Raw genomic sequence first — 20,507 nt, forward strand, 5'->3', positions numbered from 1 at the left:
CATCCGGCAGTTACAGCAGCACAACATCGAACTGCTCTTGCAGATATTGCGCATCGGCTTGAAAGCGGATCGACTTGCCAATGAACTCCTCCAGCTCGGCCACCGCGTTGGATTCTTCGTCGGTAATCCGCCCAACCACTTTTGGCGAGGCGATCACCAGCAAGCGGGCGGCATCAAACTGGCGTACCGCGCGCACGATCTCGCGGAAGATTTCGTAAGTAATCGTTTCGGCAGTCTTGACCATGCCGCGCCCGGTGCATTCGTGGCAGGGCTCACACAGCTGGCGCTCCAGTGATTCCACCGTGCGCTTGCGGGTCATTTCCACCAAGCCCAACGGCGAGAAGTCATACACCGTGGTTTTGGCGTGATCCTTGATGAGGGATTTTTCCAGCGTGCGCAGCACCTGCCGGCGATGCTCCACATCGTGCATGTCGATGAAATCGATGATGATGATGCCACCCAGATTGCGCAGCCGCAGTTGCCGTGCCACCGCCTGCGCCGCTTCCAGATTGGTGCGATACACCGTTTCTTCCAGATTGCGCTGTCCCAGGAAGCTGCCGGTATTCACATCCACCGTGGTCATCGCCTCGGTTTGATCGATCACCAGATAGCCGCCGGATTTGAGCGGCACTTGCTTATCCAGGGCACGCTGGATTTCATCCTCGACGCCGTACATATCGAAGATCGGGCGCAAGCCCGAATAATGCTCGATCTTGTCGGCCAATGCCGGCATGTATTTGGCCGCAAACTCCCGCAGATGCTCGCAGGTTTCGCGTGAATCCACCTTCACCTTGTCCACGTCGCGGCGAATCAAATCGCGTACGGCACGCAGTGGCAGGCTGAGATCCTCATAAATGCAACTACCCACTTTTGCGGCAGCGGAATTGCGCTCGATCAGCTCCCACACGCGCCCCAGATAGGCAATATCTTCGGCTAATGCCTCCGCGGATTGACCTTCGGCATTGGTGCGCACGATGAAGCCGTGGCCGGGCCCGCCGGCGGTCAACTCGGCCATCAGTGTCTTCAGTCGGCTACGCTCGGCGTCATCTTCAATCCGGGCGGAAATACCAATCACTTTGGAACGCGGCAGCAACACCAGATAGCGCGAAGGAATACTGATCTGGGTGGTCAACCGGGCGCCTTTGCTGCCGATCGGATCTTTCACCACCTGCACCACGATCTCGGCACCATCGCGCAGCAGGTCGATAATGGGGATTTGCACCTGCGGTGGCGGTGCCGCCGGCACGTCATCGCCATCCACTGCATCCAGTGGTGCGGCGCGAAAAATATCGTTGGCGTGCAAAAACGCGGCGCGCTCCAGCCCGATCTCCACAAAAGCCGCCTGCATCCCCGGCATCACCCGCTGCACCTTGCCTTTGTAGATATTGCCGACCACTCCGCGCTGGCTGCCGCGTTCGATGTGCAGCTCTTGCAACATGCCGTTTTCGACCACCGCCACGCGGGTTTCACGCGGTGTCACATTGACCAGCAAATCCTCGCTCATGGCAGCAACCCAAACTGCCGCAACACCTGCGCGGTCTGCTGCAAGGGCAGGCCCATCACCCCGGAATAGCTGCCGTCCAGCCGCAAGACGTGCGCTTCAAAGCAGCCCTGAATGGCATACCCGCCAGCCTTGCCCTGCCATTCACCCGTGTCCAGATAGCGGGCGATATCGACATCGGACAGCGCTTCCACCGTCACCTCCGACACCACCACCGCTTGCGCTTCGCGTGCCGCCGACAGCAGCGAGACCGCAGTGATGACCTGATGGCTGCGCCCGGACAAACGCCGCAGCATGGCGGCGGCCTCCACCGCATCGGCCGGCTTGCCAAACACCACGCCGTCCAAAACCACCTCGGTATCGGCCCCCAGCACGACCGCATCGGGCACTGCCACTACCTGCAACAAGCCAGCCCCGGCCTTTTCCCGCGCCACCCGGCGCACGTAGTCGGCAGCAGACTCGGTAGCGTCCTGCTGCTCGGGAATAGCAAGGTCGAGGATGCCAAACTGCAACCCCAGACGGGTCAACAATTCGGCGCGGCGGGGCGATCGCGAGGCAAGATGCAACATGCCTGCAGTCTAACCTGTGGCCTACTGTGCACCCCAGCCCCACGGCACCGTTTCACGCAATTAACCCCATTTCGGCTCACCGTGCGTTCACCCCCAGCACGTAATCGTTCCCCCAACAAATGGAGTCCATGATGCCTCTGCGCCCCTTGCTGCTTGCTCTCGCCCTTGCCACGGCCCTGCCCATGACCACACACGCAAAACCCGCCGATATCGCCGCCGCTGCGCCACAAACCACCTTGCTGTCGATATCCGCCAGCGCCGAGACCAGCCGCACCCCTGACATCGCCACCCTTTCCACTGGCGTAGTGACCCAATCCACCGAAGCCAATACGGCGATGCGCAACAACGCGGTGCAGATGGACAAAGTGATGGCGGCCCTGCGCGCAGCCGGACTTGCCGAGCGCGACATCCAGACCAGCGGCATCAACCTGAACCCGCAATACAAATATGCCGACAACATGCCACCCACCATCGTGGGCTATCAGGCCAGCAATACCGTCAACGTGAAGGTGCGCGAGCTGGGCAAACTCGGCAAGGTGCTCGACACCCTAGTGGCGCAGGGCGCCAACCAGATCAACGGACCAACCTTTGGCATCGACAAACCTGACCCGGCCTACACCGAGGCGCGCATTGCCGCGGTGAAAAAAGCCCAAGCGCAAGCGCAGACCTATGCCGATACGCTGGGCATGCGCGTGCTGCGCATCGTCAGCATCAATGAAGGTGGCAGCAGTGGACCGCAGCCGGTGCCGGTGATGCGAATGATGGCAGCCCCGGCCCCAATGGCAAAGGACACGGCGGTCGCCGCCGGCGAAAGCAGCGTCTCGGTGAGCGTGGATATGGTGTTCGAGCTGGGGCGCTGATCGATCCCTGAAAGTCACCCCACCCGACAGCGAAGTTCACATGATCTGAAGCATGCGCACCGGAAACTGCGGTCGCCATGGGTTAATCTCAGTGCCGGCGTTGGCATCTGATCCGTCGCATTTTCGTCCACACCCCAGCGGAGGTAACACATGTTCAACGGGATCTTCAGCTACATCCTCGGCGGCCTGGTCATTGGCGTTCTCGCCCGGCTGCTCAAACCGGGGGCAGACCCCCTGGGCTGGATCATGACCATCGTACTGGGCATCGTGGGTGCGGTCGCCGGCGGCTACATCTCTGGCATGTTGCACATCACCAGCAGCCTGATGCAATGGGCGGTCGCCATTGGTGCTGCGATCGTCTTGCTGGCCGTGTACGAGGCACTGCGCAAGAAGGGTTGAACGCCTGGCGTGATATTTCCACAAAACGCCCCGCTTACCGGGGCGTTTTTTTGCTGCTCCATGCTCCCACACTCGCATCCGCTAGGTTGGAAACACCCGGTAGCGGGCCACGCGCACTGTGACATGCTCACCCGGCAGCAGCGGCACGGCCGCAGTGTCCAACGTCTCCAGTTCCAACGCTTGCCCACCCAGCGCAAATTCGGCGGTTAGCCGCCCACCCAACCGCTGCACCCCGCGCACCTGCAGCGACAACGTATCTGCCCCTGGCGCAGCCAACTGCACATCATGTGGCCGCGCATACAATCGCGCCGGACCATCAACAACCCCGCCGGCATCCAGCGTCACTCCCGCCGCGCAAAAACGCCCGTTGATCACCTGCCCATGCAATACATTGGCCCGCCCAATGAATTCGAACACATAGGGCGAAGCTGGGGAGCGATAGATGGCATCGGGTGTACCCACCTGCTCGACCTTGCCCGCCCGCATCACCACTACCCGATCCGCCAACTCAAGCGCTTCCTCTTGATCATGGGTGACAAACAATGTGGTTTGCCCGGTCTGCTCATGCAGTTTTCGCAGCCAACGCCGTAGTTCGATGCGCACCTTGGCATCCAGCGCGCCAAAAGGCTCGTCCAGGAGCAACACTGCCGGATCAATGGCCAGTGCCCGCGCCAGCGCAATGCGCTGCTTTTGTCCCCCGGAGAGCTGATCGGGATAGCGCCCACCATGCTCGGGGAGTTGTACCAGCTGCAACAACTCCTGCACGCGCCTTGCAATACTGGCCTTGTCTGGGCGTTTTGCACGCGGACGGCTGCGCAAACCAAACGCAATATTTTCGGCTACAGTCATATGCCGGAATAATGCGTAATGCTGGAACACAAAACCCACATTGCGCTCGCGCAGACTTAACCCGGTGGCATCGTTTTCGCCAAACAACACGCGTCCTGCATCGGCATGCAGCAAGCCGGCAATCACGCGCAGCAGCGTGGTCTTGCCAGACCCCGATGGCCCCAGCAACGCGACCAGCTCACCCGAGCGAATATCCAAATCGACGCCATCGAGCGCCGCCACGCCGGGATAGCGCTTGTGCAAGGATGAAATCGTCAATTGCATGATCAATGCCGCCTATGAGATTGCGCAAGCGCGTCGCCATGCCGCGCTTCCAGCCAGACTTTCAACACCAGGGTGAGCAGGGATAACCCTGCCAGCAGGGAGGCCACTGCAAATGCAGCCGTGGCATCAAATTCGTTGTAGAGAATCTCGATATGCAGCGGCAAGGTGTTGGTCATGCCACGGATATGGCCCGACACCACCGACACCGCACCAAACTCGCCCATCGCCCGGGCGGCACACAGCAGCACGCCGTACAACAAACCCCATTTGATCTTCGGCAGGGTGACGCGGAGGAACATCGTCCATGCACTGGCCCCAAGCGAGCGCGCAGCCAGCTCCTCATCGGCACCTTGTTGCTGCATCAACGGCACCAGCTCGCGCACCACAAACGGAAAGGTGACAAACAACGTCGCCAAAACAATGCCGGGACGTGCAAACAGCACTTTGATGTCATGCGCCTGCAACCATGCATGAAACCAACCTGCACTGCCAAATAACAGCACCAGGCAAAGGCCAGCCACCACCGGCGATACCGCGAATGGCAAATCGATCAGCGCCAGCAACACGCGTTTGCCGCGGAACGAAAACCGCGTGAGTGCCCACGCCGCCAGCACACCAAACACGGCGTTGACTGGTATCACGATGGCCGCGGTGAACAGGGTCAATGCCAATGCACTGCGCGCGTCAGGCGCCACCAGTGCCTGCCACCAGGCATGAAAGCCCTTGCCAAAGGCCGCCCCCAGTACCATGACCAACGGCAGCAGCACCAGCAAGCCAATCGCCGCAACCGCAGTCAGGATCAGCAACCAGCGCAACCATCCGGGTTCGCGCAGTGGGTCATCGTTACATCGAGGCCCCTCAGTCATGTCCGCCCCCGCGCTGGAATAACAGTGGCAGCAGGTTGATCAGCAGCAGGCTCAAGAAGGAAGCGACCAGCAACAACGCGGCAATCGCTACCGCGCCGTTGTAGTCGTACTCTTCCAAGCGGATGGTAATCAGCAGCGGCGCAATTTCGGTCTTGTAGGGCAGGTTCCCGGCAATGAAGATGACCGAACCGTACTCGCCCAAACCTCGCGCAAATGCCAGCGAAAACCCTGTCAACCATGCCGGCAATAACTCGGGGATGATGACACGCCGAAACGTGGTGACCCGATTGGCCCCCAGCGACGCCGCAGCTTCCTCCGGCTCGCGCCCCAATGCTTCCAGCACCGGCTGCAGGGTACGTACCGCAAATGGCAAACCAATGAACACCAGGGCCAGCACGATACCGGGTGTGGCATAGGCAATTTTGAAGTTGCAGGCCGCCAACAGCTTGCCGACCCAGCCGGTGGGGGCATAAATCGCAGTCAGCGCAATCCCCGCCACGGCGGTTGGCAATGCAAACGGCAAGTCCACCAGTGCATCCAGCAAACGCCGCCCGGGAAAGCGATAACGCACGATGACCCAGGTGATCAGCACACCCACCAGCGATGCCACCACAGCCGCACAGAATGCAGTGGAAAAGCTCAGCTTGAGTGCTGCCTGCACCCGTGCATCGTTGATTGCGCGTAGCCACGCGTGCGCGCCCATCCCCGTCGCACGCACCGCCAGTGCAGCCAATGGCAGCAGCACCACCACACCCAGCCAAGCCATGCCCAACCCAAGACTCAGGCCAAAGCCCGGTAACGGATTGCGGCCACGCGCGGCTGCCGCTGATTGGTTCAATGCCATCATCACCTTGCGTCGGTCAGGGTCGATAGATTCGATCGAAGAAACCGCCGTCACCGAAATGCTCGGCCTGCGCTTTCTTCCATCCACCAAACGCATCATTGATGGTGACCAGCTTGATTGGTGCAAACGGCTTCAATAACGCGGCTGGCACATTGGCAGGCTCGGTTGGGCGATAGTAATGGCGGGCTGCGATTTGTTGCCCTGTGGGTGAATACAGAAACCGCAGATACGCTTCTGCCTGCTTGCCGGTACCATGCTTGGTGGTGTTTTTGTCCAACCACGCCACCGGTGGTTCGGCCTTGATGCTGACCGAAGGCACCACCAGCTCAAACTTGCCACGCAGCTGTGGGTCGTTGACGGTCAACAACGCCTCATTTTCCCAAGCGATCAACACATCACCAATTCCGCGTTCCACGAACGTCGTGGTTGCTCCGCGTGCTCCCGTATCCAGTACCGGCACGTTGCGGAACAATTTCCCCATGTACTCCAGCACCTTGCTGCCACTGCGATACTGGCGTGAGGCCCATACCCAAGCCGCCAGATAATTCCAGCGCGCACCGCCTGAAGTCTTCGGATTAGGCGTGATCACCCCGATCCCCGGCTTGACCAGATCACCCCAGTCCTTGATGCCCTTGGGGTTGCCTTTGCGCACCAAAAACACGATGGCCGATGTGTAAGGCGCACTGTTATGCGGCAACCGGGTTTGCCAGTTGATGGGTAACAACTTGCCTTGCTCGGCCAGCACATCGATGTCGGCCGCCAGCGCCAACGTCACCACATCGGCGTCCAGGCCATCCAGCACGGCACGCGCCTGTTTGCCAGAGCCGCCGTGCGAGGCGCGCAGTGTCAGCGACTCACCTGTCTGCCGCTTCCAGTCCACGGCGAAGGCCTGGTTGATATCGGCATACAGCTCACGGGTGGGGTCATAAGAAACATTCAGCAACTCCTTGTCCTTCGCTGCCGCATAGGAAGCTGCCGGCAGCAAAGCCAGCAATGTAAACAGCAGGACACCTGCCACGTTGTATCCGAATTTGTTCATCGTCGTATTTCCCGGGATGTCATCAGGCCACTGGATAGCCAGTGCTCAGGTTGCGAACGAATGCTTCAGAAAGTCAGCTGTGCGCGGGTGAACAGCACCCGCTCTTGCGGGCGGCGACCGCCGGCGGCGGCACCCCCATCGAATTTGGTCATGGTGTAGTTGGCCATCAGTTTGAGGTTGCCGGTCAAGTACCAATTGAGTGCCACCCCCCAGCCATGCGCCGCCTGTGCCGATGTCGCGCCATTGGCGAAATAAGGAAATGCAGCAGCATCCATCTGCAGCTGGCCATAGCGCACGGTCGCCTCCAATGCCCCCCATCCGGGTTGTCCGATCGCAAATGGAGACGCCGGTGCCACCACACCCCGATAGCCCGCGTCCTCGCCAGTCAACACCCAGCCCGCCGCGATCTGCCAAGCGTGGTTATCCAACGTGGCACGTGACCCTGCACCGGCTCCACTGATCACGCGTAGCGTCTGCGCACTACTGACCCATTCACCCAGCAACCCCAACGGCCCGCGATACCAATACCCCTGCACGGTCTTGCGTAACCGTTGGCCATCGGCAGCCACATTGCTGCCATAGCCAAAAAATTGCGCCTGCCCCGGCGTGCGATAACGCGGCAAGACGTTGCTTCCATTGCCATGGGTATTACCAACAGTAGCGGCCACACCCAACCCCAGGTTGCCCCACTCACCCCGTGCGTGCTTGCGTGGCTGCCAGAACAACCGGCCTGCATATTCGAATTCGCCGTCGGGATTGCCGGCAACAGCATCGCGCCCATCAACCGTGCCATTGAATGCCCCGATCCCGTAATCCAGGGCACCACCCAGTACGCTGCCCTGCAATTGCACCCCGATGTCACGGCCTGGTGCAAGTTCCGACGGCAGCCCCAGCTCCACTTGTGCAGTACTTGTACTCGACTGCAAACGCTCCAACCCGAAGGGTGGTTTGGATTTGCCAATCCGCACTGTGGCACGCGGATCAAATTTCAAATCGATATACGCCTCATTGAGGGTGACCCTGTCACCAGCGAACTGTGGATTAACCCGGAACCCCAGCCATGTGCCCCAATTGCCCTCAATGCTGGGCTCCAGCCGTCGCCACAAGAATCCATCGTTTTTTGCGGAGTCATTCATGAAGCTACGGGTATCGGCCTGTACCAATCCGCGCAACTTGATCTCACCTGCGTGCCCCAGCGATGGGGCCAAGGCAAGGATAATGGCAAGCGCAACCAGACGCGGATGCGGAGATTGGGGTGGCCGCGATAGGAAGTGAAACGGCATGACTTCGATTCCTGCTATTGAAGGTGGAAGACATGCCTCCGGTGGTCCGGTCGGCAGAGTTGGGACGCGGCGCTCAGCGTGGGTCGTGCTGCGGTGAATCGAAACGGAGTTTCTCACTGCGGGTGATCTGGACAATACGCGACTGATGAACAACCACCTCAATCGTGCCGTAAGCAGTGTCGCGGATCGCACGCAGCACCTCCGCTTCGAGTGGCGAATGCAGTGCAGCCACCGGCATCCGGGTAGCATCGGGCTGGATTGATGTCATGGCGAGCCCCCCAACTGACGCATCCATGCTTCGTTGCCTGCACGTCGACTCAATACCGTCAAGCTGCGCCGATCCAGCACACTGCACAACGCTTGCCGGGTTTCCCACATCAATGCCCGAATCGCGCAGGTGTCCGGATCGGCACAATCCGTGCAAGGCGCATAAGCGGTCATGCTGGCACAGCGCACCGGCGCCAGTGGCCCATCGATGGCACGAATCAGATCACCCACCATGATGTCTTGCGCCGGTTTGGCCAGTGCATGCCCGCCCTGCGCGCCACGCCGACTGGCAACAAAACCGGCACGCCGCAGATCCAACAAGATAGCCTCCAGAAATTTGGCCGGGATGTTGGCGCGCTCGGCCAGCACATGCGCCTGCATGCGCTCGCCTGCAGGCAGTGCAGCCAGCGCACACATTGCGCGAAGTCCGTATTTGGCTTTGTTTGTCAGCATTTCCTATATTTTTTATAGGAAATCATTTCGGCTTGTCAATATCCCGATTGGCATGCGCTTATGCCTTGCACGAAAAGCTGCGCGTACCCACCGGCCAACGGACAGAGATCTGTTCTCACCAAATCCGGATGACAACCGCCGTTCGTCGTACAAACACGACCGATCATCGTTCACTGCTTTGCACGGCGCACGTAATGGCGCAGCGTCAAAGCGTGCAAACGGTGGCGTCCTAACCCCATTGCACATGCTCGCCCGTTGCATGGTTTGTGTACAGCGTACGTCCACCTGCACAGGAGATCGACCATGGTTCGCGCACCTGCCTTTGCCCTATCCCGCGCCACCGGTTTTGCACTGTTGAACCCAGCTGCAAAACCCAAGCTGGATCCGTCCCGCATTTTCACCATGAGTGGAACGTTGACGTTCAATCTGATCCTGTTCGGCCTGCTGATGGTGCCGATGTCAATTCCACTGACCCCGGCGCAGGATCCTCCCAGTCACAACCCTGTGGTGCGCAGCATCGTCAAGCCACCGGAACCGGTGATTGTGGAGATCACCCCGATCACGCACCCGCAACCGCCGCAGCCGATCAACCCACCGGCCCATCCCAGCGTGACGCGCAGCCCGGACACCACGCCGGCGGCTCAGGTAATCAGTGATACCGGCAACACTCAGATCACCACGCTAACAGCCGATGACGGGGACTCGCATGGCGATAGCCTGATTCCGCCCAACGTTCCCCCCACGCCCATGCAACTGGCGTATCGCAATGCCCCGCCACCGGTGTATCCGCGTGCGGCCTTGCAGCGTCAGCTGAGCGGCACGGTGTTATTGCAGGTGCTGGTGGATATCAATGGCCAGCCGATCGAGGTCAGCATTTCACGCAGCAGTGGCCACCGTGAATTGGACGAAGCGGCGCGGCTGCAAGTGCTGAGGCGCTGGAGCTTCCAGCCGGCGACCCAAAACGGCAAGGCCGTGCAAGCACTGGGGTTGGTGCCGATCGAATTCAATCTGCGCCGCTGACACGGCAACGCGCCTGACCCACTGCGGTCAGGCGCGTCCGGGCTTGCCTTGCCGGGTGCTGTTCCCCGCAGATCCCAGCAGCGGAGCACGCCAGTGTTCAGCGCCGCGCCACCGGCTTGGGCTGCGCACTGGCGACTTGTTGCGGGCGGCTGGCGGTGGCTGCCGGGCGTGCCGGCGCAGCCCCCCCCAAACTGATGCGATCGCGGTTTTTTTCCACCGTCTTCAGGCCCACGCCTTTGACTTCGGCCAGTTGCTCGGCACTGCGGAATGCGCCGTGGGCCTTGCGGTACTCCACGATGGCCTGCGCTTTGGATGGGCCGATATTGACCAGTACGCGATCGAGGGTGGCGGCGTCGGCACTATTGATATTGACGGTTTCGCCAGCGATGGCGGCGCCGGCCAGCGCCAGCGACAACACCAGGGTGGACAGCAATGTGTTCAGAAATTTCATGACGGATTCCTTGCAGGTTGTAGTGCGGTTTAGGTGATCCGGCGGCGCGGGGTGCGGGCCGGCAGGGACAGCATCGCGCTGTGCCGATGTCCAGACGATCGGCGAATAACGCACATCGCCCCCCCGTGTTTGCCTCGCCATGACGTAAGAAAACCCCGCACGCACCCACGCTATGCCGGCAATGCATGCCATATCCCATATCGGCATAACCAGCCCTCCTTTCCCCTGCGACAAGCCAGCGCCTAGCCTGCATCGGCATCCTTCACGCCCTGCCGCCATGTCGCACGCCACTGCCGCCCCACTACCTGCGCCGTTGACCGGCGATCAAGCCCGATTGCTTTCGCAATTTGCCGCCGATGCCGACCGCAGCGCCCTGCTGTGGGCCTCTGGCTATTTGGCCGGGATGGCGCGTGCACTCACACCCACCGGCCTGGCACTGGCGACCGCTGCGGCACAGCCCACGCCAATTGCAGTGCAGCCAGCCACCATTGTGTATGGCAGCCAGACCGGCAATGCCAAGCGCGCCGCCGAAGCACTGCATGCACAATTGGAAGCCGCCGGCCTGCCGGCGCGGCTGCTGCGTGCCGATGCCTATGCCACCCGTGAAGTGGCGAATGAAAAGCTGCTGTACCTGATCATCAGCACCCAAGGTGAAGGGGACCCGCCGGATGACGCGATTGGCTTCACCGAATTCCTGCTGGGCAAGCGCGCACCAAAATTACCGCAGCTCAAATTTGCAGTGCTGGGCTTGGGTGATTCCAGTTATGCCGACTTTTGCGGCATCGCCCGCACGCTGGATGCACGTTTGGCCGAACTCGGTGCCAGCCGCGTGCTGCCGTTGGGCGAAGCCGATTTGGACATCGACAGCATCGCCACGCCGTGGCGCGAACACGCACTGGCGCACGCCAAGGAATACCTGAAACCCGCAGCACCCGCGCATCTTGCAACGGTGACACCGCTGCGTCCGCATGCAGCACCCACATGGACACAGGACGCCCCGTTTGCCGCCAGCGTGTTGGCCAATCAACGCATCACCGGACGCGAATTCAAAGGCACCGGGTTCCGCCGGTATGCATTGGTAGACAAGGATATCCGTCATCTTGAACTGTCACTGGAAGGCTCGGGCCTGAGCTATGAACCCGGCGACGCACTGGGCATTCGGCATCGCAACCCGCAGTGCTTGGTGGCCGCGGTATTGGTCGCAACCGGCCTGCACGGCGATGCCTTGGTCGATCACGACGGCCACAGCCTGCCGCTTTCGGAATGGTTGAGCAGTCATCGTGAGTTGACCCGGCTGTCACGCCCGCTGCTTGCCAGCGTGGCCGAACGCAGCGGCGCGCAGGACTTGGCGCAACTGCTGCAACCTGGCAATGCCGAACTTGCCACGTTGCTGGGTACACACCAACTGATCGACGTGTTGCGACGTTGGCCCGCGCAATGGGAGGCGGCAAGTTTGGTGGCCGCGCTGCGCCCGCAGGTGCAACGCTTGTATTCGATCGCCTCCAGCCGCAAGCGGGTGGGCGAAGAAGCGCATGTGACCTTCGATGTACTGCACTATTCGGCACACGGTACTGATCACCTCGGCGCGGCCAGCAGCTTTCTCGCTGCGCTGGATGAAGATGCCAGCGTGCCGGTGTATATCGAGCCCAACGAACGCTTCCGCGTCCCCGCCGACAGCAGCCGCGACATCCTGATGATTGGCCCCGGCACCGGCGTGGCGCCGTTCCGTGGTTTTGTGCAGGAACGCGCCGAAACCGGCGCAACTGGCCGCAACTGGCTGCTGTTTGGTGCGCGCCATTTCAATACCGAATTTTTGTATCAAACCGAATGGCAAGAGGCATTGGCCAAAGGCGAACTGCATCGTCTGGATCTGGCGTTCTCGCGCGATCAATCGCAAAAAATCTACGTGCAAGACCGCCTGCGCGAACACGGCCGCGAGGTCTATGACTGGCTGCAACGCGGCGCGCATTTGTATGTTTGCGGAGCGATTGGCATGGGCAAGGATGTGCATGCGGCCTTGCTTGACATCGCAAGCACTCACAACGGTGGCGATGCCGGTGCGGCATCCGATTATTTGAGCCAACTGCAACGCGAAGGGCGCTACGCCCGCGATGTGTATTGAGCCGCAACGAGAACAACACCATGAGCCATCCTTCCGTCGAAAAAATCAAACTCGAAAGTCGCCATCTGCGCGGCGACATGGTCGCGGGCTTGCACGATGCCAGCACCGGCTCGCTGGGGTTTGAAGACCAGCGCACCATCAAGTTCCACGGCAGCTACCAGCAAGACGACCGCGACCTGCGTGACGAACGTCGCCGCCAGAAACTGGAACCTGCGCATCAATTCATGATCCGCATCCGCGCGCCGGGCGGCGTGTTCACACCGCAGCAATGGCTGGGGCTGGACGCCATCGCCACGACGTATGCCAACCATTCGCTGCGCGTCACCACCCGCCAGACCTTCCAGATCCATGGCGTCATCAAGCGGGATCTGAAAGCCACCATGGCCGCGATCAATGCGGCGGCGATGGACACCATTTCCGCTTGCGGCGATGTCAATCGCAATGTACTGGCCTCCAGCAACCCGCAGCAATCGGCATTGCATGCGCAAGTACACGATTGGGCACAACGCTTGTCCGCGCATTTCAAACCCGCCACGCGTGCGTATTATGAAATCTGGTTGGACGAAGACAAGGTTGCCGAAAGCGGCGTCGAGCACGAACCGATCTACGGCGATGCCTACCTGCCACGTAAATTCAAAATCGCGGTGGCAGTGCCCCCACTGAACGATGTGGACGTGTTCGCCAATGACTTGGGCCTGATTGCCATCGTTGATGAAACCGGCAACTTGAGCGGCTTCAATGTCGCCATTGGCGGCAGCATGGGTGCCAGCCACGGCATCGCCGCACACTACCCGCGCGTGGCCAATGTGATTGGTTTTGTCAGCCCCGAGCAAGTGTTCGCCATCGCCGAAGCCGCCATTACCGTGCAACGGGATTTGGGTGACCGCGAGGACCGCAAGCACGCCCGTTTCAAATACACCATCGACGATCACGGCAGCGACAAGATCGTGGCGATGATGCAAGCACGCGCCGGCTTCACCCTGCAAGCCGCACGCCCGTATCACTTCGACCACAACGGCGACCGCTTTGGTTGGGTGGAAGGCGAAAACGGGCTGTGGCACCTCACCCTGTCACTGCCGTCCGGGCGCATTGCCGACTTTGAAGACGGTCGCCCGCTGCTCACCGGCCTGCGTGAAATCGCCAAGATACATACCGGGCAATTTCGCATGACCTGCAACCAGAACGTGATCATCGCCGGCGTCCCCGAGGCCCGGCGTGCACAGATCGACGCCTTGGTTCAACACTACGCATTGGATCGCGAAAACAACGCAGTCACCGCGCTGGCGCGCAGCGCCGTGGCCTGCGTGGCGCTGCCCACTTGCGCCTTGGCGATGGCCGAAGCCGAACGCTACCTGCCCACCTTGCTCGCCGTGATGGAGCCGCTGTTGGTCAAACACGGCCTGCGCGATACGCCCATCGTGCTGCGCATTTCCGGCTGCCCGAATGGCTGCTCGCGCCCGTACCTGGCGGAAATTGCGCTGGTCGGCAAAGCCCCTGGCCGCTACAGCCTGATGCTGGGCGGCGATCATCGCGGCACCCGGCTCAACACCTTGTACCGTGACAACATCACCGAAGCACAGATCATCGAAGCCCTTGACCCGCTGCTGGCCCGTTATGCCGCAGAACGCCAGCCCGATGAACACTTCGGCGACTTCCTGCATCGCGCCGAAGTCGTCGCGCTGCCACCCTATCCCACCCATGTTCGCGTTGTACCCCACGTGTCGCCATGAACGCCCAACTCGCCCCACATCTCGCCCCCGTTTCCGTGTCTGCACGCGCACTTGACCCGGCATCGCTCACCGCAGACGATTTGGCCGAACTCAATGCCACGCTCATTCCATTGAATGCACAACAACGCATCCAATGGGCACTGCAACACCTGCCCGGCGTGCACGCACTTTCGACCAGTTTTGGTGTGCAGTCGGCGGTCTCGCTGCATCTTTTTGCAACGACTGCGCCCAACATCCCCGTGATCATGGTCGATACCGGCTATCTGTTTCCGGAAACCTACCGCTACGCCGACCAACTCACTGGCCTGCTCGGGCTGAACTTGCAGGTCTATCAAGCACAGCTGAGTAGCAGTTGGATGGAAACCCGCCTGGGCAAGCTGTGGGACGCCGGCAGCGATGGCATCGCCCGCTATAACCAGCTGCGCAAAGTGCAACCGATGCAGCGTGCGCTGGACGAGTTGGGCGTGGGCTGCTGGCACGCGGGGCTGCGCCGCGAGCAATCGGCATCGCGCAAACACATCGCCATTCTTGAAATCAAGGATGGCCGCTTCAAATTCCACCCGATTGCAGACTGGTCGGATATCGATATCGGCGCCTACATCCTGCAACACGACTTGCCCGAACACCCGCTACTGCAACAAGGCTACGTCTCGGTAGGCGACGTGCACACCACTCGCCCATTGCAACCGGGCATGGACGCCTCCAACACCCGCTTCTTCGGCCTACGCCGCGAATGCGGGCTGCATTTTGATTTGTGAGGGCGCTATGACTGTTCCGCCTGCCAACGCGGCAATTCCGGCCACTCCGGCGGCTGGTTGCCTTCCAGAATACGGCGCAAGTCATGCCGATCCATGTGCGGGGCCAGGCCATGCAACAGCTCCAGTGCGTATTCGCGCAGTACGCGGCCACGCGGCACCACCGCCCAGGTGATGCACTCGGGGAGCTCCAGCGGCGCGTCGATCACCCGCAGGTCATCGTCTTCCCGCTCACCCACCGCCATTTCGGCCAGCAAGCCCGCACCCAGTCCGGTGCGTACGTAGGCCTTGATCAGGTTGGCATCACGCGCGGTCATCGCAATCTGGGGCTGCACGCCTACCGCCGCAAACGCACGCTGCAAGGAGGATTCCGGCAAGGTCGAAGATTCATACGAAATCAACGGATAGCGCGCCAATTCCAGCAAGGTGGGCACCCGCTTCCTGGTCGCCAACGGGTGTGTTTTTTGCACCAGCAACACGCGCCGCCAGCGGAACAACGGCACCGCTACGCCATTGGTTTGCGGGGTACTGCCGGCGGTGCTGATCAGGCCGAAATCGGCTTCGTCCAATTTCTCCAACACCTCGGCATCACCGGCGGCAAACAAGTCCACGCTGACGTGCGGGTAGCGGCGGGTGACGTCGGCAATCACCTTCGGCAACACATAGCGCGCTTGCGTGTGGGTGGTGGCCAGCAACAGGCGGCCGCGAAATTCGCCGCGCTCGTTGGACGCATAACTGCGGATATTGGCCGCCTCGGCGAGGATCTTGCGGGCGCTGTCGATGATCTTGACGCCCGCCGGAGCCACCCCTTCCAAGCTGCGGCCCTTGCGCAAAAACAATTGGAAACCCAACTCATCTTCCAGCTGCTTGAGCTGCTTGGACAGCCCCGGCTGGGTCGCGTGCACGCGCTCGGCCGCCTGGGTGATGTTGAAGTTGGAATCGGCGATGGCAACAAGGTAGCGAAGCTGGGTCAGGGTCATGGCATGGCACTCATATATCGCTGCATTCGAATATAGCGATGGATTATATCGGAGTCTGCAAGCATTCCTAGTCAAGGCTTATGCCATAAGTGCATAAGTAAAATCCAGCCCGCTATTTCCATGTCCCCGCCAACAGGCCTAGCGTGACGGGATGCAAACCGCACCCCCACCCCCCTTGTTTCCGCTATTTCTCGACCTGCGCGGCCGCCGCGTGCTGGTGGTCGGTGGCGGTGCCGTTGCGGCCCGCAAAATCGCGGCCTTGCTGGAGGCGGGGGCCACCGTGCAGGTGGTGGCCAATGCACTGGAACCGGGGCTGGCGGCGCTGGTATCGCACCGGCACATCACTCACCTCGCCACCACCTTCGCCCCCACGCAACTGGAGGGCGCATGGCTGGTGATTGCCGCCACCGACGATGCCGGCGTCAACCGCGCCGTGGCCGATGCTGCGCAGGCGCGGCAGGTGTGGGCCAATGTGGTGGACGATGCCGCACTGGCCAGCGCGCAGCTGCCGGCGCGGGTGCAACGCGGGCCGTTGCAGATTGCCATTTCCAGCGGCGGCGCATCGCCCATGTTGGCGCGTCATCTACGCGAGCAATTGGAGCTTCAGTTTGATGATGCGGTGGGCGCACTGGCGCAATTACTCAGCCAATTGCGCGGCCGCATTCGCAACCGCCTGCCGGACCTGTCCGCACGCCGCACATTCTTCCGGCGGGTATTGACTGGCCCGGCGCAGGCGTTACTGCGGCGCGGCCAAGCAGCGGCGGCGCAGCACGTGATCGAGGCCGAGCTGGACGCTGGTGCAAGGCATGTGCAAGGCAGCGTGGCGCTGGTGGGTGCAGGTCCCGGCGACCCCGGCCTGCTGACACTGCGTGCGCTGCGGGTGTTGAATGATGCCGATGTCATCCTGCACGACCGCCTGGTCAGTGCCGAGGTACTGGCGTTGGCACGCCGCGATGCCGAGCGGATTGAAGTGGGCAAACACATTGGCGGCGATCACGATGCCACCCAGGCGCGCATCCACGCACTGATGATTGAATTGGCCAATGCCGGCAAGCGCGTGGTGCGTTTGAAAGGTGGCGATCCGTTCGTGTTCGGCCGCGGCGGCGAAGAACTGCAAGCCCTGCGCGCCGCAGGCATCGGCTATGAAGTGGTCCCCGGCATCACCGCGGCAGTGGCTTGCGCGGCGTATGCAGGGATCCCGCTGACCCATCGCGCGCATGCGCAATCGCTGCGCATCCTGACCGCACAAGGCAAATCCGGCGCGACCGAACACGACTGGACCGCGCTGGCCAAACCGCAGCAAACCCTGGCGTTCTACATGGGCGTGACAGGCCTGTCTGCCCTGCGCGACAAATTGATCGCCCACGGCTGCGCAGCCAGCACGCCGTTTGCCTTGATCGAACACGGCAGCCGTCCACAGCAGCGCGTGGTGGCCGGCAGCTTGGCTGAACTGCCCGAGCTGGCCCGGCTTCACGCCGTGCTGGCACCGGCACTGCTCATCATCGGCGAAGTGGCCGCATTGGCCACCCAGCTGCATTGGTTTGGCGCGCCGCCGCTGACCGCTGCCGATGCGCGCTGTCAACCGCCGCTGCTCGCCCACGCCGCCTGATCTTTCTTCCCGCATTCGCCATCACAAGGACACCGCCCACATGGCCCTCTACAACAGCATCACCGCCACCATCGGCAACACCCCCATCATCAAACTCAATCGGCTGGCACCTGCGCATGTCAGCGTCTATGTGAAGGCCGAAGCCTTCAATCCCGGTGGCTCGGTCAAGGACCGGCTGGCGCTGGGGATCGTGCTGGATGCCGAACAGCGCGGCCTGCTGAAGCCAGGCGATACCATTGTGGAAGCCACCTCCGGCAACACCGGCATTGCGCTGGCGATGGTGGCGGCGGCACGCGGCTACAAATTCGTGGCGGTGATGACCGAAACCTTCTCCATCGAGCGCCGCAAGGCCATGCGCGCCTACGGTGCCAAAGTCATCCTGACCCCCGCCGCCGCGCGCGGTACCGGGATGGTGGAAAAAGCCAAGGAACTTGCCGAAAAACACGGTTGGTTCTGGGCCAGTCAATTCACCAATCCCGCCAACCCGGCCTATCACCGCAGCACCACCGCCACCGAAATCCTGCGCGATTTCGCCGGCCAGCGGCTGGATTATTTCGTCAGTGGTTGGGGCAGTGGCGGCACTCTGACCGGCGTCGGCGAAGTGTTGAAAGTGGCGCGCCCGGATGTGCGCATCATCGGTACTGAACCTGCCGGCGCGGCACTGCTGAAAGGCGACGAATGGAAGCCGCACAAAATCCAGGGCTGGACGCCGGACTTCGTACCTGCCGTGCTCAATCGCAATGCGTATGACGAACTGCGCACCGTCAGCGACGACGACGCCTTCGCCACCGCACGCCGCTTGGCGACCGAGGAAGGCATTTTCGTCGGCATCTCCGCCGGTGCCACCGCCGCCACCGCACTACAGCTTGCACAAACCGCACCGGAAGGCAGCGTGCTGCTGGCGATGCTGCCGGACACCGGCGAGCGCTATTTCTCCAGCCCGCTGTTCGCCGACATCAACGAGGGCAGCGACGACGAGTGGCTGGCCAGCCTGGGCTGAGCCACCGCAATCCACAGCGGACAAGAACCCCTCCCGCGATGCGGGAGGGGCACATACTTCACACGCCGCAATGTCCCAAGCCGCGTTCCCGCGGGCGCTGCCTGCAGCGAAATCAAGGAGGAGGCACTGGCCACCGGCCAATGCCGGGGGACATTCGCGGAAGGCAGTGCCCGCGGGAACGCGGCCGCGAGAGAACGCACGCACCACACACCGTTACGACCGCCCGTACACGTCCTCGTAGCGGACGATGTCGTCCTCGCCCAGGTAATCGCCGGACTGCACCTCGATCAGTTCCAGCATCTCGCCGCCGGGATTCTCCAGCCGGTGCTTGGCGCCGATTGGGATGTAGGCGCTCTGGTTGGCGAACAGTTCGAACACGTCGTTGTCGCGGGTCACCCGCGCAGTGCCGCGTACCACGACCCAATGTTCGGCGCGGCGGGTATGCGATTGCAGGGATAGGCGCGCACCGGGTTTGACCTTGATGCGCTTGACCTGAAAGCCATCCGCCATGTCGATCGAGTCGTAGCTGCCCCACGGCCGGTGTACTTCGCGATGCAGCACCGCTTGCGAACGCTGCTCGGCCTTGAGTTTGGCCACCACGTCCTTGACCTGTTGCACCTTGTCCTTGTGCGCCACCAGCACGGCATCGTCGGTGTCCACCACCACCAGATCGTCCACCCCTACCAGCGCCACCAACCGCCGCGCATAGGCATAGCTATTGCGGCTGTCGATTGCAATCACATCGCCGTGGTGCGCATTGCCCTCGTCATCCTGGGTACTGACCTCCCACAGCGCCGACCACGAACCCACATCATTCCAGCCGATATCCACCGGCAACACGCAGGCAGCATCGGTATGTTCCATCACCGCATAATCGATCGAATCAGACGGGCATTGTGCGAATGCCGCCTTGTCCAGCCGGATGAAATCGCCATCGCGTGCCGCGCTTGCAAACGCCGTGCGCACCGCGTCCACGATGTCCGGCCGAAAACGTGCCAGTTCCTGCAGATAGCGCGAAGCACGCAGCAAAAACATGCCGCTATTCCAGAAGTAGCTACCTGCGTCCAGATAGTGCTGCGCGGTGACGGCATCAGGCTTTTCGACGAACCGCAACACCTTGCACACCCCCTGACCGGCCTCGGCCTGGATATAACCAAACCCGGTTTCCGGCGCATTGGGCACAATGCCGAACGTCACCAGCGCACCCGCTTCCGCCGCCGGCAAGGCTTGCTGTACGGCCGCACGAAACGCTGCGGCATCGCGCACCACATGATCGGATGGCAACACCAGCAATACCGGGTCCTGGCCCGCAGCCATCGCTTGCAGCGCGGCCGCAGCAATGGCCGGCGCAGTATTGCGGCCCATCGGTTCCAACACGATGGCAGGTGTGGGTGCGCCAATCTGACGCAGTTGCTCGGCCACCAGAAAGCGGTGGTCTTCACCCGCCACCACAATCGGCGCACAACTGGCAATCGCCTGCACGCGCTGCCATGTGGCCTGCAGCATGGTGTCGTTGCCCACCAGCGGCAAAAACTGCTTGGGATAGGCTTCCCGCGACAACGGCCACAACCGCGTGCCGGAGCCGCCAGAGAGCAATACGGGTTGCAGTGGGGTCATGTCTGCCTCGCTGGAATCGATGTGGCAGT

20 protein-coding genes are annotated in these 20,507 nt (G+C 61.7%); 8 read left to right on the forward strand and 12 right to left on the reverse strand.

The features are described 5' to 3' along the window. Positions 1-10: 10 nt before the first annotated feature. Positions 11-1,504, reverse strand: a complete 1,494-nt coding sequence (gene rng, locus QWB57_RS00320; protein ID WP_223627017.1) for a ribonuclease G — start codon at positions 1,502-1,504, stop codon at positions 11-13. After that, complete coding sequence (locus QWB57_RS00325) at positions 1,501-2,070, reverse strand: Maf family nucleotide pyrophosphatase (protein ID WP_223627015.1); 570 nt, start codon at positions 2,068-2,070, stop codon at positions 1,501-1,503. Before QWB57_RS00325 ends, rng begins: the two co-directional genes overlap by 4 nt. A 128-nt stretch (positions 2,071-2,198) precedes the next feature. Between QWB57_RS00325 and QWB57_RS00330 the strand changes: the two genes are divergently transcribed. Together QWB57_RS00330 and QWB57_RS00335 are read left to right on the forward strand one after the other, a co-directional pair. Continuing rightward, positions 2,199-2,930, forward strand: coding sequence for an SIMPL domain-containing protein (locus QWB57_RS00330; RefSeq protein WP_223627013.1), 732 nt, complete (start codon positions 2,199-2,201; stop codon positions 2,928-2,930). Between the two features lie 150 nt (positions 2,931-3,080). Then, on the forward strand, positions 3,081-3,329 hold the full coding sequence (locus QWB57_RS00335) for a GlsB/YeaQ/YmgE family stress response membrane protein (protein ID WP_223627010.1): 249 nt from the start codon (positions 3,081-3,083) through the stop codon (positions 3,327-3,329). 81 nt (positions 3,330-3,410) lie between these two features. Here QWB57_RS00335 and QWB57_RS00340 read toward each other — a convergent pair whose 3' ends face one another. From QWB57_RS00340 to QWB57_RS00370, 7 genes are all read right to left on the reverse strand, one after another. Then, entirely contained in the window at positions 3,411-4,442 is a 1,032-nt protein-coding gene (locus tag QWB57_RS00340; protein WP_288967825.1) for a sulfate/molybdate ABC transporter ATP-binding protein, read from the reverse strand. 2 nt (positions 4,443-4,444) lie between these two features. Then, positions 4,445-5,308 carry a sulfate ABC transporter permease subunit CysW gene (cysW, locus tag QWB57_RS00345; protein ID WP_223627005.1) on the reverse strand — a complete coding sequence of 288 codons (864 nt, stop codon included), beginning with the start codon at positions 5,306-5,308 and terminating at the stop codon, positions 4,445-4,447. After that, positions 5,301-6,152, reverse strand: a complete 852-nt coding sequence (gene cysT / locus QWB57_RS00350; RefSeq protein WP_288967827.1) for a sulfate ABC transporter permease subunit CysT — start codon at positions 6,150-6,152, stop codon at positions 5,301-5,303. The genes cysW and cysT overlap by 8 nt, the downstream gene beginning before the upstream one ends. A 16-nt stretch (positions 6,153-6,168) precedes the next feature. Continuing rightward, on the reverse strand, positions 6,169-7,191 hold the full coding sequence (locus QWB57_RS00355) for a sulfate ABC transporter substrate-binding protein (RefSeq protein WP_288967828.1): 1,023 nt from the start codon (positions 7,189-7,191) through the stop codon (positions 6,169-6,171). A 65-nt stretch (positions 7,192-7,256) separates the two neighbouring features. After that, on the reverse strand, positions 7,257-8,474 hold the full coding sequence (locus QWB57_RS00360; RefSeq protein ID WP_288967829.1) for a porin: 1,218 nt from the start codon (positions 8,472-8,474) through the stop codon (positions 7,257-7,259). Between the two features lie 73 nt (positions 8,475-8,547). Further along, on the reverse strand, positions 8,548-8,742 hold the full coding sequence (locus tag QWB57_RS00365) for a YezD family protein (protein WP_223626995.1): 195 nt from the start codon (positions 8,740-8,742) through the stop codon (positions 8,548-8,550). Further along, the gene (locus QWB57_RS00370) at positions 8,739-9,194 is read right to left on the reverse strand and encodes an Rrf2 family transcriptional regulator (RefSeq protein WP_223626993.1); all 456 of its coding nucleotides are present in this window, start codon (positions 9,192-9,194) and stop codon (positions 8,739-8,741) included. The genes QWB57_RS00365 and QWB57_RS00370 overlap by 4 nt, the downstream gene beginning before the upstream one ends. A 303-nt stretch (positions 9,195-9,497) precedes the next feature. Here QWB57_RS00370 and QWB57_RS00375 point away from each other — a divergent pair, with 303 nt between their 5' ends. Then, positions 9,498-10,214 carry an energy transducer TonB gene (locus tag QWB57_RS00375; RefSeq protein WP_223626990.1) on the forward strand — a complete coding sequence of 239 codons (717 nt, stop codon included), beginning with the start codon at positions 9,498-9,500 and terminating at the stop codon, positions 10,212-10,214. A 97-nt stretch (positions 10,215-10,311) separates the two neighbouring features. Here QWB57_RS00375 and QWB57_RS00380 read toward each other — a convergent pair whose 3' ends face one another. After that, a complete protein-coding gene (locus tag QWB57_RS00380; RefSeq protein ID WP_223626987.1) occupies positions 10,312-10,665 on the reverse strand; it encodes a ComEA family DNA-binding protein in 354 nt (117 codons plus the stop codon). A gap of 277 nt (positions 10,666-10,942) precedes the next feature. On the opposite strand from QWB57_RS00380, the gene QWB57_RS00385 reads away from it, so the two are divergent. The 3 genes from QWB57_RS00385 to QWB57_RS00395 are packed head-to-tail and all read left to right on the forward strand — an operon-like array spanning position 10,943 to position 15,275. Next, the gene (locus tag QWB57_RS00385; protein ID WP_288967832.1) at positions 10,943-12,787 is read left to right on the forward strand and encodes an assimilatory sulfite reductase (NADPH) flavoprotein subunit; all 1,845 of its coding nucleotides are present in this window, start codon (positions 10,943-10,945) and stop codon (positions 12,785-12,787) included. A gap of 20 nt (positions 12,788-12,807) precedes the next feature. Then, complete coding sequence (gene cysI / locus QWB57_RS00390; RefSeq protein WP_288967833.1) at positions 12,808-14,517, forward strand: assimilatory sulfite reductase (NADPH) hemoprotein subunit; 1,710 nt, start codon at positions 12,808-12,810, stop codon at positions 14,515-14,517. After that, on the forward strand, positions 14,514-15,275 hold the full coding sequence (locus QWB57_RS00395) for a phosphoadenylyl-sulfate reductase (RefSeq protein WP_288967834.1): 762 nt from the start codon (positions 14,514-14,516) through the stop codon (positions 15,273-15,275). Before cysI ends, QWB57_RS00395 begins: the two co-directional genes overlap by 4 nt. Positions 15,276-15,280: 5 nt before the next feature. On the opposite strand, the gene QWB57_RS00400 is transcribed toward QWB57_RS00395, so the two are convergent. Further along, positions 15,281-16,252 (reverse strand): LysR substrate-binding domain-containing protein, encoded by a 972-nt coding sequence (locus QWB57_RS00400; protein WP_223626979.1) that lies wholly within the window; start codon positions 16,250-16,252, stop codon positions 15,281-15,283. A gap of 151 nt (positions 16,253-16,403) precedes the next feature. On the opposite strand from QWB57_RS00400, the gene cysG reads away from it, so the two are divergent. Continuing rightward, positions 16,404-17,861 (forward strand): siroheme synthase CysG, encoded by a 1,458-nt coding sequence (cysG, locus tag QWB57_RS00405; RefSeq protein ID WP_288967835.1) that lies wholly within the window; start codon positions 16,404-16,406, stop codon positions 17,859-17,861. A 40-nt stretch (positions 17,862-17,901) separates the two neighbouring features. Continuing rightward, a complete protein-coding gene (gene cysK / locus QWB57_RS00410; RefSeq protein WP_288967836.1) occupies positions 17,902-18,861 on the forward strand; it encodes a cysteine synthase A in 960 nt (319 codons plus the stop codon). 213 nt (positions 18,862-19,074) lie between these two features. Here cysK and QWB57_RS00415 read toward each other — a convergent pair whose 3' ends face one another. Continuing rightward, entirely contained in the window at positions 19,075-20,478 is a 1,404-nt protein-coding gene (locus tag QWB57_RS00415; protein ID WP_288967837.1) for a mannose-1-phosphate guanylyltransferase/mannose-6-phosphate isomerase, read from the reverse strand. Positions 20,479-20,507: the final 29 nt, after the last annotated feature.

Source organism: uncultured Thermomonas sp. (assembly GCF_937872235.1).
Taxonomy (GTDB): Bacteria; Pseudomonadota; Gammaproteobacteria; order Xanthomonadales; family Xanthomonadaceae; genus Thermomonas; species Thermomonas beijingensis.

Coding starts and splice junctions, on each gene's coding strand:
- rng (WP_223627017.1), bottom strand. CDS start 1,504: ATGAGCGAGGATTTGCTGGTCAATGTGACACCGCGTGAAACCCGCGTG.
- QWB57_RS00325 (WP_223627015.1), bottom strand. CDS start 2,070: ATGTTGCATCTTGCCTCGCGATCGCCCCGCCGCGCCGAATTGTTGACC.
- QWB57_RS00330 (WP_223627013.1), top strand. CDS start 2,199: ATGATGCCTCTGCGCCCCTTGCTGCTTGCTCTCGCCCTTGCCACGGCC.
- QWB57_RS00335 (WP_223627010.1), top strand. CDS start 3,081: ATGTTCAACGGGATCTTCAGCTACATCCTCGGCGGCCTGGTCATTGGC.
- QWB57_RS00340 (WP_288967825.1), bottom strand. CDS start 4,442: ATGCAATTGACGATTTCATCCTTGCACAAGCGCTATCCCGGCGTGGCG.
- cysW (WP_223627005.1), bottom strand. CDS start 5,308: ATGACTGAGGGGCCTCGATGTAACGATGACCCACTGCGCGAACCCGGA.
- cysT (WP_288967827.1), bottom strand. CDS start 6,152: ATGGCATTGAACCAATCAGCGGCAGCCGCGCGTGGCCGCAATCCGTTA.
- QWB57_RS00355 (WP_288967828.1), bottom strand. CDS start 7,191: ATGAACAAATTCGGATACAACGTGGCAGGTGTCCTGCTGTTTACATTG.
- QWB57_RS00360 (WP_288967829.1), bottom strand. CDS start 8,474: ATGCCGTTTCACTTCCTATCGCGGCCACCCCAATCTCCGCATCCGCGT.
- QWB57_RS00365 (WP_223626995.1), bottom strand. CDS start 8,742: ATGACATCAATCCAGCCCGATGCTACCCGGATGCCGGTGGCTGCACTG.
- QWB57_RS00370 (WP_223626993.1), bottom strand. CDS start 9,194: ATGCTGACAAACAAAGCCAAATACGGACTTCGCGCAATGTGTGCGCTG.
- QWB57_RS00375 (WP_223626990.1), top strand. CDS start 9,498: ATGGTTCGCGCACCTGCCTTTGCCCTATCCCGCGCCACCGGTTTTGCA.
- QWB57_RS00380 (WP_223626987.1), bottom strand. CDS start 10,665: ATGAAATTTCTGAACACATTGCTGTCCACCCTGGTGTTGTCGCTGGCG.
- QWB57_RS00385 (WP_288967832.1), top strand. CDS start 10,943: ATGTCGCACGCCACTGCCGCCCCACTACCTGCGCCGTTGACCGGCGAT.
- cysI (WP_288967833.1), top strand. CDS start 12,808: ATGAGCCATCCTTCCGTCGAAAAAATCAAACTCGAAAGTCGCCATCTG.
- QWB57_RS00395 (WP_288967834.1), top strand. CDS start 14,514: ATGAACGCCCAACTCGCCCCACATCTCGCCCCCGTTTCCGTGTCTGCA.
- QWB57_RS00400 (WP_223626979.1), bottom strand. CDS start 16,252: ATGACCCTGACCCAGCTTCGCTACCTTGTTGCCATCGCCGATTCCAAC.
- cysG (WP_288967835.1), top strand. CDS start 16,404: ATGCAAACCGCACCCCCACCCCCCTTGTTTCCGCTATTTCTCGACCTG.
- cysK (WP_288967836.1), top strand. CDS start 17,902: ATGGCCCTCTACAACAGCATCACCGCCACCATCGGCAACACCCCCATC.
- QWB57_RS00415 (WP_288967837.1), bottom strand. CDS start 20,478: ATGACCCCACTGCAACCCGTATTGCTCTCTGGCGGCTCCGGCACGCGG.